The 11,483-nt window shown below is 59.2% G+C and carries 10 protein-coding genes and 1 tRNA gene; 3 read left to right on the top strand and 8 right to left on the bottom strand.

The window, feature by feature from the left end; translation table 11 throughout:
- Nucleotides 1–588 precede the first annotated feature (588 nt).
- The 3 genes from RLW41_RS17365 (at nt 589) to RLW41_RS17355 (ending at nt 2,653) form a co-directional block, all read left to right on the top strand.
- Nucleotides 589–786 (top strand): hypothetical protein, encoded by a 198-nt coding sequence (locus RLW41_RS17365; RefSeq protein ID WP_155831199.1) that lies wholly within the window; start codon nt 589–591, stop codon nt 784–786.
- 54 nt (nt 787–840) lie between these two features.
- Nucleotides 841–2,295 carry a glycosyltransferase gene (locus RLW41_RS17360; RefSeq protein WP_414462262.1) on the top strand — a complete coding sequence of 485 codons (1,455 nt, stop codon included), beginning with the start codon at nt 841–843 and terminating at the stop codon, nt 2,293–2,295.
- A gap of 226 nt (nt 2,296–2,521) precedes the next feature.
- Nucleotides 2,522–2,653 carry a hypothetical protein gene (locus RLW41_RS17355; RefSeq protein WP_414462261.1) on the top strand — a complete coding sequence of 44 codons (132 nt, stop codon included), beginning with the start codon at nt 2,522–2,524 and terminating at the stop codon, nt 2,651–2,653.
- 26 nt (nt 2,654–2,679) lie between these two features.
- On the opposite strand, the gene RLW41_RS17350 is transcribed toward RLW41_RS17355, so the two are convergent.
- The 8 genes from RLW41_RS17350 to RLW41_RS17315 form a co-directional block, all read right to left on the bottom strand.
- Nucleotides 2,680–2,973 carry a PqqD family protein gene (locus RLW41_RS17350; RefSeq protein WP_013947115.1) on the bottom strand — a complete coding sequence of 98 codons (294 nt, stop codon included), beginning with the start codon at nt 2,971–2,973 and terminating at the stop codon, nt 2,680–2,682.
- Between the two features lie 9 nt (nt 2,974–2,982).
- Nucleotides 2,983–5,079: a glycosyltransferase gene (locus RLW41_RS17345; RefSeq protein WP_414462260.1), complete on the bottom strand. Its 2,097-nt coding sequence runs from the start codon at nt 5,077–5,079 to the stop codon at nt 2,983–2,985.
- Nucleotides 5,080–5,511: 432 nt separating this feature from the next.
- Nucleotides 5,512–5,587, bottom strand: a tRNA-Lys gene (locus tag RLW41_RS17340).
- A 195-nt stretch (nt 5,588–5,782) separates the two neighbouring features.
- The gene (gene rodA / locus RLW41_RS17335) at nt 5,783–6,916 is read right to left on the bottom strand and encodes a rod shape-determining protein RodA (protein WP_409562932.1); all 1,134 of its coding nucleotides are present in this window, start codon (nt 6,914–6,916) and stop codon (nt 5,783–5,785) included.
- On the bottom strand, nt 6,916–8,781 hold the full coding sequence (gene mrdA, locus RLW41_RS17330) for a penicillin-binding protein 2 (protein ID WP_414462259.1): 1,866 nt from the start codon (nt 8,779–8,781) through the stop codon (nt 6,916–6,918). Before mrdA ends, rodA begins: the two co-directional genes overlap by 1 nt.
- The gene (gene mreD / locus RLW41_RS17325; RefSeq protein WP_409562930.1) at nt 8,781–9,293 is read right to left on the bottom strand and encodes a rod shape-determining protein MreD; all 513 of its coding nucleotides are present in this window, start codon (nt 9,291–9,293) and stop codon (nt 8,781–8,783) included. The genes mrdA and mreD overlap by 1 nt, the downstream gene beginning before the upstream one ends.
- Nucleotides 9,290–10,216 (bottom strand): rod shape-determining protein MreC, encoded by a 927-nt coding sequence (gene mreC / locus RLW41_RS17320; protein WP_409562929.1) that lies wholly within the window; start codon nt 10,214–10,216, stop codon nt 9,290–9,292. Before mreC ends, mreD begins: the two co-directional genes overlap by 4 nt.
- 40 nt (nt 10,217–10,256) lie before the next feature.
- Entirely contained in the window at nt 10,257–11,297 is a 1,041-nt protein-coding gene (locus RLW41_RS17315) for a rod shape-determining protein (protein ID WP_013947109.1), read from the bottom strand.
- Nucleotides 11,298–11,483: the final 186 nt, after the last annotated feature.

Genomic DNA, 11,483 nt, shown 5'->3' with positions numbered 1-11,483 from the left:
AGCAACCGAAATCGAGAACAATCGGCGGACAAGAGCCGGAATGGAACGTTGACTACAGAGTCGGAATGAAAGGCAGCATTTGAGCTAAGCGCTTGAATCAAATGGTGGGCGATGAAGCACTCGAACCTTCGACCTGCTGATTAAGAGACAACGTAATTTTGAACGAATTCAATTGGGTTTTGCACTTCGATATCGTCAAGAGAAGTCAGCGGGCGTCAAGAGTGATCACGGGTGCCGCACGTCTACAAAAGCCCAGGGCACCAAAGTCGCTGCCGAAGCAAAATCCGAACCCGGACGACTTATTTCCGCTGTGCCGCTATGCTGGAAGTCGACGTCTGCGGGCGGTCGCCAACGCAGCATTTACGTTGGCCTGCCGATATAAGCCCTCGCTCATAGGCCATAGCACCTTTGTTTCTGACGGCAGATCCATCCAAAAAATGTGGAAAGTAGAGTTTACGCAACATTTATACCTTCGGAATCGGCTATAATTTATCAACTCGTAATACATTTTTATTGTCGAAATTTTTTGAGCAAAAACGCGGGGCCATTATGGACAGCGAAGACAAGAAATTTGATCGACGACAGGTTATGCGAACAGTGCTCATTGGTGGCGTTCTAGCGACCATCATGATGCCCTCGAAATGGACCAAACCGCTGGTCAACAGCGTGATCGTCCCGGCCCACGCAGCGGCGTCTGCACCTGCGACGACGACAGCCGCTCCAACAACCACACCCACTCCAACAACGACGGTGACGACGACGACAACAGCGGCGCCGATACCGTAACGCGGCTGGGCCCTTTGAACGAAATGCCATGAGTTTTAGTTCTGCGGTGCGGTTATGGATGCCGTCGCTTCAAAGACCTTATGGGTCAAGCTGCATGACCAGATCGTCGGGGTCCGTTGTGTCCCTGCGATCTCTTCGACCGTCAAATGGATCTTCAAAGATAACCTCACGGGCGAGCCATCAGCTCGCGCGTGTACTATCGATATTTCTGTGCAAGACGACGGGCTCTTTTCCCTGAGCAGCAGGAATGCGGAGACCGTCTCGGACCTGACCGAAGGCGATCTCTTCACGTTCGTGATGGAAGCAGTTGTCCGTGATCTCGTGACGGACCTAGCAAGCGCGGTCGCGCTTCACGCCGGTGCCGTAGCCTGGCGCGATAAAGCGATTTTGTTGGCCGGTGAGAGCGGCGCAGGCAAATCGTCCCTGACTTCTTGGTTTTCGGCCCGTGGCTTCGACTACCTCACAGACGAAGTTGTCCTCTTAACCGACGACACCGCAAAGTTATTGGGATTTCCGCGAGCACTCGTTCTCAAGCCCGGCGCGGCCGAACGCGTCGCGGAGTTTCCGAACTTTCGGAACGAGATCACGTTGGCAGCCGGTGAACACACGCTGATGCGACCTCAGTCGGCGACCAGATCGCCGACGGAAAGAAGTCAATGCGGGCTTATCATCTTCCCCGAGTTCAAGCGGGAATCCGATCTTAAAATCCATAGCCTGAGTTCAGCAGAAACGCTGGCACGCTTGGTTGGATGCAATCTCAATGCCCGCAATCTCCCCGACGGAGGATTCCGAGCCATCGCGCAACTAGCACGGAAAGCTCCGGCTATAGGTCTGCGCTACGGCGAATTTGGCCAGCTCGACGGAACAGTCGACGAGCTGGCCAAGCTGCTTCTCGAGGGCAATCAAAATGCCGATCAAAAGCGACGCTTCCTGTCTATTTTTCCAAGACGCGAAGGCGCAGCCGCCGAACCGGCCCACAAGGAAAAGACTTTCCCCATTCCAGCGCCGACACCGCGCAAGGAGCCGCGTAAGCTGACGATCGGCATGGCGACCTATGACGACTATGACGGGGTCTATTTTTCTCTGCAGGCTCTACGGATGTATCATCCGGAAATCCTCGACCGGACGGACTTTCTGGTCGTTGACAATCACCCGGACGGCCCCTGCTCGGAATCTCTGAAGCTGCTCGAGACACATATTTCAAACTATCGCTACGTCCCTTTGAACACGCGCGCCGGAACCGCCATCAGGGATGCGGTATTCGAAGAAGCAACCGGCAAGTTTGTCATGTGCATGGACTGTCATGTATTCCTCGAGCCGGGCGCGATCGCCAAGCTCCTCGACTACTTCGACACCAATCCAGACACTCGCGACCTCGTCCAAGGCCCCCTCGTCTATGATGACTTAACAAAACTGGCGACACATTTCGAGCCTGCTTGGCGCGGAGGAATGTACGGTTATTGGGGGGACGGACGAGCGCGCCGCCCATGTGGACGCGCCACCTTTTGACATTCCCATGCAAGGGCTCGGCTTATTCGCGTGCCGACGCACTGTTTGGCCCGGCTTCAATCCGCTGTTCCGTGGGTTCGGAGGTGAGGAAGGCTATATCCACGAGAAATTCAGGCAACGCGGAGGGCGTACGCTCTGTCTGCCTTTTCTCAGATGGCTCCATCGCTTTCAGCGGCCCATGGGCACGCCCTACCGAAACATCTGGGAAGACCGGATAAGAAACTACATGCTTGGATTTCACGAGCTCGGCTTACCGACCGCCGAGATCAAAGAACATTTTCGCGAGCTTCTAGGCGCTGGACCGGCCGACCGCATTTTCGATGACATCGAACGCGAGTTCTCAATCTCCGTCCTGTAGCGGTCATCGCCGGCTTCTCTCGTTCTCTAAGGCGTTGCGCTTTTTGCTTCCGTTGAAAGAAGCGCGCCTACCCGCATCAGGTCGGCGACCGCGCGCTCGACATCGACCTCCACGTCGGACTGCGCATCCGGATATTCGGCTTTCAGAAAATCAATCAGATCCTGGACCGACCGTGTACCATCGCTCAATTTCCAGATCAAAGCGGCGGTCTCGTTCAGGTGAATGGCCTTAGGCCTGCCGAGACGAAACAGAACGCTTTCGCCGTCCATCTCTTCGGTAAAGAACCCGAAGGCTTGCCTGGGAACAGTTCGATGGAGCATGAGATACCCTCACTCTAAACGATTTTGCACCAACGTGTCTGCCGGGTCGAAGGCCTCTTCCGGGTGTGAAATGTTACGCCTCCCCTGGAAGGTCCGACTTTTCATGAGCATCATCCGGAATAACTGCCGTCGCCAGGAATGATACAAGCGAGCGCTGCTCATTGTCGAGACGACTGCTGATCGTCCAATGAGTGCCCGCGCTAAAAAAGTATATCTCGTCGGACCGATCTCACGCGCGATTTCCCGGCAACGCGGTTCACGGAAAATGCTGTAAGCTAGTTCCAGTCCAGCGACCGCCGCAAATCTTGTACCGCTCTTGTCCAGCATCCGCGCGAACAGAGCTTCGTCTTTAGGTGTCGAAAGATGCCTGGCGGCTTGGCAGATATCGACGACTTGCCGGAGGCGTTCGAACCGATGTAACGCTCCATGGAGGGCCGCAATTGTCATTAGAGCAGCGGCCGACTCCGGTCCATCGGCGATGTCCTCGTAAGCTAGCGAAAGAGCTGACCTCAACTTCGGATGATGGACCAGGTTCGTGTGCACTTCGACCATCAACGTCGCGTTGTCGCGATGGAGCCATTTCGTTTCCAGCCGTAAGGGATCATGACCGTCCTCGACCATTACGAATCCGTGGCCTGCGAGAATTTCGCTGATAGCCAGAACAGCATCGGGCGCAACAAGCAGATCGATATCGGTGAATGGCCGGAAAGAAGGCTTCGGGTAAAGCACTCGCGCGAAGGTTTGCCCCTTAACGACAGTCAGCGGAAGATCTTTGGCCGCACGGAGTATCGCATCGCAGTGGATGCGCAGCATTGCGGAGAATGTCGTACCGATGCGCCTTCTCGATAGCGCGTCGTTCCGGACAAGCTCATAATCGTCGTTGTCTTTGAGGCCAGGGATGTTGTCCATCAGGATAGGAAGAACGCCGTGTGCGTCTCCCTCAATCACGAGCTGCTGCATCCCTTGGGCCGACAGCAGGTCCCGCGGGGCGCCTGTCAGCGGCCCTGTCGGATCAGAACCGTGCAGAAGCCAGCGATGGACAGCGTCCTGATTTGACATGGCTCGCAAATCCCGCCCTGTTGCGAGTTTTCTCGTAATCTGCGCCGTAAGGCGAGCTGCATCTGATGGCGCGCTCGTCATCCACAATCCTGCGATGAGCTTTCGCGCGGAACGGCGGTCTCGTGAAGATTTTAGCTCATCTTTGACCATGAGACTATCGAACGCATGCAGAAGATAGCTATGCCGTTTCCCAGCCTCATACGAAACCAGCGCGGCTTCGGCCAGATCCGCAAGAACAGAAGAACGTTCCGCAGCCGAAAGATGCAATTCTTCAAGATGCTCCAATTTTAAATTAGAGACGCCCTCGACCGGGTCCGGAAACCCGGCTCGTCGGCGCTTCGCAGAAAATCTGGCGATATGAGCCGCCAGTGCCTGCTCCCAACGTCGCGTGGTCGAGACGTTCTTATCATGCACGCGAAACTCGAGCAGCACGTCCGGCAGATTGCTGATCTGATGGTGCTCGACGAGCCGGAGCCACAAGTCGAAATCTTCCGCAAAATCGAAGAGAGGCCGATATCCCCCAACGGCGAGTGCCGCATCGCGGCGCATCGCAATCGCGGGATGCGCTACAGGCGCGTTTCCCCGATCGAGCGCCACCATCGCCTCATCCGGCGTTGTGGGATATGCGGCGGTCGAAAGCGGATTTCCGTCGATGTCGATAAAGCGAATTGCCGAACCCACGACAGCGATGCCGGGATTGTCTTTCAGAAATGCGACTTGTCGCTCGAGGCGTTGAGGGAAAGACACATCGTCTGCATCCATGCGCAAGATGATCGCGCCTTGCGCAGCCGCGAGCCCCTCGTTCAGACAAGCGACAATACCCCGATGTGGACGACCAATCAAACGGGTGCGCTCATCGCGCCTTTGCCATTCCAGAAGACGTTCGTACGAGCCGTCCGTGGACCCGTCGTCGATGATAAGAAGTTCAAAATCCGAAAATGTCTGGCGCAGAATGCTGTCGATTGCGGCGTCGAGATAACGTGCACCGTTATAAACGGGCATCACGACCGAGACACCGCAAACACTTTGAGTCTGCAAAGCGGCCATGACACCTGTCCCCGTGACCTCGAAACAAACTATTCGCCGCCACCTCCGACTTACGGCTACCCTAAAAGATGGATGTCCGTGACACTACGTCCGCTACAGAAAATTCTGTGCGCAATCGAGACAGACAAGCAAAACAACCGCAGGCCCGACAACGCTTCTAGGGGGACATCGCTGGTCTAAGTCATCTGTACTTGAACATGCTGTCAAAATTGACCTGTTCCAGCGAGAACGCTTGCGGGACTACAGAGCAAGCAGACCCGAGACACGCGGGCACGATTAAAGCGTTCGGCTCCGCTTCGAAGGGGCGACCTGTCCTCACGGACAATTCGTAACCCGGAGCGGTTCGCCTAAGCTCGAGAAAATCAGCGAATTTTTTTAATCAGCTGCAATTGTAAGACTTAGCTTGCTGAATTCACGCGAAATATCTTTGATTGGTGGGTGATGAAGGACTCGAACCTTCGACCCGCTGATTAAGAGTCAGCTGCTCTACCAACTGAGCTAATCACCCGTACCAACACCGCCTGCATATCGGAGGCGCGAGCCTCCAAGGACGGCGAAGGGGCCCGAACGGGCCCCGAGACCGGAGCGCATAGCATCGCTGGCGGGCTCTGTCCACCCCCCTCCCTCACATTCGCCACGCGGTTGAGAAAATGGGGCTTTTTGACCGCCCGCCAGACGACCGGACGGGCAAGGTCTGCCGCTTTCAGCGCCGTCCGTCGCGCCCGTGCACATAGGCCGACATGGCAATGCCGAGCCCGATCATCAGCGTCGTCATCGACGTCCCGCCGTAAGACACGAGCGGCAGTGGAATGCCGACGACCGGCACGAGCCCCGTCACCATCGCCAGATTGATAAAGACGTATATGAAGAACGTCATCGCCGAGCCTGCGATGGCCAAGCGCGCAAAACGGTTATCGCACCGGCGCGCCATCAGCATCATCATCAGAATGAGCGCCGCATAGATGGCGATGAGCAGCATCATGCCCGTGAAACCCCACTCCTCGCCGATGATACTGGCGATGAAATCCGTGTGCTTCTCCGGCACGAAATCGAGCTGACTCTGCGTGCCGTGCATGAAGCCCGAGCCAGCGATCCCGCCTGCGCCAAGTGCGATTTTCGACTGCATGATGTGATAGCCGGCGCCGAGTGGGTCCATGCCTGGATTGAGAAAGACCTCGATGCGACGCTTCTGATAGCCGTGCATGCCCGACCAGATCGCCGGCATCGCCGCAACGGCCAGGATCGCGCCCAGCGCGAAATAGCGCAGCGGCACACCTGCGAGAAACATCAGCGACAGCCCCAGCACCAGAAACAACGCTGCCGAGCCGAGATCCGGCTGCTGCAGCGTCAGCAGCACCGGAATGCCGATCATGGCCAGAGGAATGAGAATATAACGCACGCGGCGCACGTCTTCCTGCGGTAGCCACATGTAGTAGCGCGCCAGCGCCGCCACCAAAGCGAGCTTCATCAACTCGGAGGGTTGAAACGAGATCGCGCCCGCCCCGATCCAACGTTTCGCGCCGAGCGCCTCGACACCGACGAACGGCACGAGGGCCAGCGTCAGCAAGGCCACCGCATAAACCGGATAGGCGAGCTTCATCCAGACTTCGAGGCGCACAGTCGCCATGATGACGACGACGGCGAGCATGACGAGGAAACGCAGCGTGTGCCGCTCCGCCCACGGGACAAACGAGCCGCCCGACACCGAATAAAGCGTCGCCGTTCCGATTCCCGCGAGCAGACACACCGTGGCAATCACGGGCCAATGGATACGCAACAGCTTGGCGCCGATGCGCAGCGGCTGGCCGGTATTCCACGCGGTATAGATCGTCTCCATTACCCCGCCTCCTCCGCGCGCTTACTCAACGGCGGAACCTCGCTGCCATCGGCACCCGATTTGCTGCGATCGTGATCGTCACGGTCAATGACAAGCGCAAGGACATCGCGCGCTAGCACCGCGGCTACCGCGCCGTCACTGGCATGCTCGATGACGGCCGCAAGCGCATAACGCGGCGCATTCTCGGGCTCGTAGCCGACGAACAACGCATGATTTCGTCTCGACCGATCAGCGCTGTCCGTCCCACGCGCGCCGACCTCGGAAACCCCTGACTTACCCGCAACGGGCCCCTTACCCCCACCGAGACGCGCCGCCGTCGCCGAACCCTTCGCGTCGTTGACGGCGGCCGACATGCCGCGGCGCACCGCGTCAAAATCTGCGGATCGGAAAGGCAGGTCGGCCAACGCAACCGCTTGCGTCGTCGCCGGATTGTCAGGCCTGCGCAGAACCGGAACGACGGTGCGTCCGCTCGCCATCCGTGCCGCGACGACGGCAAGTTGCAGCGGCGTGACTTGCAGATAACCGCGACCGATGCCTGTCAGCAACGTCTCACCGCCGAGCCAACCAGCATTGAGATTGCCGCGTTTCCAATCGCGATCCGGAACGATGCCGGGCTTTTCATCCGGCAGTCCGATGTTGTTCGTCGCGCCCAAACCCATCGCACGCGCTGCACGCGCGATGCGCTTGATGCCGAGCCGCGCCGACATCTCGCAAAAGAACACCTCGCACGACGCACTGATGGCCTCCTGCAAGGTGATCTTGCCGTGGCCGTTCGGATTGGAACAACGAAAGATTTGTCCGCCATATTCGTATCGACCGCTGCATGACACGTGCTCGTCGAGTGAAACGACGCCGGCTTCGAGCGCCGCCAAAGCCGTTACGATCAGGAACGTAGAACCCGGCGTATAAAGACCGGCGACCGCCCGGTTGAGCAGCGGCTTGTCGTCCGACGCTGAAAGCTTCGTCCAATCGGCTTCCGAGATGCCGCCTGCGATTTGCGCCGGATCAAAGCCCGGCACCGAGGCCATGATCGGGATCGCACCCGTTGCGATGTCGAGCACGACGACAGAAGCCAGTCCATCGCGCTGCATGCGATCGACGACGCGCCGCTGCAATTCGCTGTCGAGCGTAAGATGCAGATCGCTCCCGGCAACCGGATCGACAGTCTCGATATTCCGCACCACACGCCCGCGCGCATCGACTTCGGATTTCTGCGTACCTGCCGTGCCGCGAAGATCAGCGTCGAAACCAAGCTCTGCGCCGCTCTTGCCGATGCGAATATCCGGAATGCGGATCACGGCGTCATCATCGATGCCGAAGCGCTCGACGCTGCCGACGAAGCCGACGACATGGCTCAGTGCCGCACCGTCGCGATAGCGCCTGCGCCAGGCGAAATCGGTCTTGATGCCGGGAAGGCTCGGCGCATAAAGGTTGATCTTCGCCACCTGATCGAATGACAAATCCGACGCGACGGTTGTCGGCAGATTGCGGTTTTGCTTGCGCGCGCGGGCAATGATCCGCGCGATACGATCGTCCGTCAGCGGCACGATCTGTCCGACGCGCTGCAGGACGGCGCCGACGTCCTTCGCCAGCGCCGGCGTGATCGTCACGCGAAACAGTTCTTCGTTGTCGGCCAGCACGCGTCCGAATGCATCGAGAATACGACCGCGTTTCGGCGTCAGCACCTGCACGTTAAGGCGATTTTCTTCCGCCATCGGCGCGTAGCGGCGCGCATTCGCCACCTGCAAGTCATAGAGACGCCAGCCGATCAACCCAAATCCCGCCGCCTGCCCGCAGCCAAGCAGCACCGACCGCCGCGTGAACTGGTTCTTTCGCCTCAGATCGTCGTCAGGCTTGTCCGCCATCAGTCCCCCCGCGTCAGTCGAACGGGACGGGCGGGTGCTCCGGCGGATCGGGCAACGCGGCGCAACAGCGTGATAAGAGCGGCAGCAAGCACCGCGACACCAGCGCCGCGCACATAGGGTTCAGCATCGAGAAACGCCATGAAATACGCCGACGCGGCAAGCCACGCGAAGAGCGTTACGGTGATGATCGCGCCGGTGAAAAGCGCCAGCCTCTGCGCCGTGGTATCGACCTCGAAGCGCGAGCAGTAAACCGCAATGACATAAGCGACGAGATAGACAAGCGCCCAATAGCCGAGCGGCCCCTGCGTCAACACATCGAGCAGCAGACCTGCCAGGAAGATGCTCCATTCCGGCAGCCATGCGTCGCGATCGAGCGTCCAATAATAAATGGCGACGACGGGCAGCAGCGGCAGCACGAAGCGATCCACCGTCGGCATTCCCCAAGGCAGGATCGCAACGATCGTCAGCGCTGCGACGGAAGCGACCGGCATCAGGAACCGCAGCCACCTCATGGACCCGCTCTCTCGGAAGATTGAGGAGTTGTCCCCGCGGCGTCGCTCGCGCCCTTGCCGCCCATGAGATCGTCGGTCAGATGCGCGGACGGATCATCGTAGAAAAGCACGCTGACGTAATCGAGCCTGTCGAGATTGGCGCGCAGTGCGACTCGCGGCTTCGCACCCTCAGCAACGACGCCGAGACGCAGCCCGATTGGAAATAGCCCGCCCTGCCCCGACGTGGAAACATCATCGCCTGGCGAAATCTTCGCGCCGTCCGGAATGTAGATCAGCCGCGGCCGCGAGCTGTTGTCGCCCGCCATGATCGCGCGCACCGCCTTTGGCCCGACCACAACGGGAATACGGCTGTTGAGATCCGTCGCCAGCAGAACGCGCGCCGCATTGGGGCCGATATCGACGACGCGTCCGATCAGCCCGTCGGCATTGACGACCGGATAGCCGCATTTCACTTTGCGCACGCGCCCGGCGTCGATGGTGACGTTATGCACGAACGCGCCGCTCGAGTCGGCGATCACCCGGCTGGTGATGAAATCGAGCTTCTGCTCCGGGACAACTTTCGCAATGGCTTCGAGACCGGCAAGCTTCGCTTCAAGCTGGCGCGCCCGCCACTCCCAACTGCCGAGTTTCTGGTTGTCTTTCCGCAGCCGGTCGACTTCGTCTTGCAGCGACACTTGCGTCGAGATCGCGTGCCCCATCTCGCGGATCGGCTCGACCGGTATCATCGCGGTCTTGAATACGGGCGTCATCCACGACGCGATCTGCCAGCGCACATCGCCGAGCATGCTGTGATCGAGCCGGCTCAGCAGCATCAATGCCGTTGAAACGAAAACGAGCAAAAGCAGCAGCGGACGCAAACGCCGTCGCGACGCCGTGCCATCGCCGCGCCCGAAGTAAACATGACCTTCCTTGAGGCGCGTCATAAGGGTTTCCGCTGCTCTCAAATTCGAACGTCGATCAAACTCAAGGCTTGATCAAAAGATGCTCGCGCTCCTTGAGCGCTTCCAGAATAGCGGCCGATCCGGAGATCACACACTGCTCCGGCTGTTCGGGTACATGAACTTTGACGCCGATCCGCCGTTCGAGTTCCTGATCGAGCTTTGCAAGCTTCGATCCGCCTCCCGACAGGTGAATGCCGCGCTCGCAAATGTCGGTCGAAATCTCGGGCGGAAGATCCTCGATTGTGTGTTGTATGAACTCGGCAATTTTCTCGATCGGCGGCTCCAGTGCCTCCGCGATATCTTGCGGGCTCAGCGTGACCGTCTTGGGCTTGCCCTCGCGAATCTCGCGGCCGCGAATGACGATCTCCGCTGTCTCGCCGTTGACGACGCGCGACGCCGACCCTGCCTCGATCTTGATGCGCTCAGCGTTCGCTTCGCCGATCAGCAGTTGATGACGGCGACGGACATAGCGCACGATGGCTTCGTCCATCGCATTGCCGCCGCAGCGGATCGAGCTGGCCTGCACGACGCCGCCCAGCGACAGCACCGCGACATCCGTCGTACCGCCGCCGATATCGACGACCATCGAGCCCTTCGGCTCGTCGATCGGCAGCCCAGCGCCGATGGCCGCTGCCACAGGTTCTTCGACCAGGTAGACCTTCCGCGCCCCCGCCAGCATCGCGGTTTCATAGACCGCGCGCCGCTCGACGGGCGTCGCGCCGGCAGGCACGCAGATCAGAATGCGCGGCCGAATGAACTCGACGAGGGATTTCGTGCGGCCGATGAATTGCCGCAGCATTTCTTCCGTGGCGACGAAATCGGCGATGACGCCATCGCGCAGCGGCCGAATCGTCTCGATGCTTTCCGGCGTCCGCCCAAGCATCTGTTTCGCCTTCTCGCCGACTGCCAGAACTTCGCGAACGCCGCCGCGCGAGCGAATGGCGACCACTGACGGCTCGTTCAGGATCACACCGCGTCCGGCAACGAAAACGAGCGTGTTGGCCGTGCCGAGATCGATGGCAATGCTGTCGGAGAAAGCTCTTTTGACACCTAAACCAAACATCCCGTGAATCCGGCCCACTTCATGTCGCCCAGCTTATGGGACGTACGGCGTTTATCAAGGTCACCCGCCATCGAGGCGAGTTGAGTGCCCGAATGGTTACCGGTCACGGCATGTTCATACACAGACAAACGCCGGCGGGGTAGCATGCTACGAATGTGGCACGCTGCCCCGACCAAAGTCCGACGA

The sequence above is a fragment of the Hyphomicrobium sp. DY-1 genome (assembly GCF_047497105.1).
In the GTDB taxonomy this organism is placed as follows: Bacteria; Pseudomonadota; Alphaproteobacteria; order Rhizobiales; family Hyphomicrobiaceae; genus Hyphomicrobium_B.
This window is presented reverse-complemented; position numbering and strand designations above follow the sequence as displayed.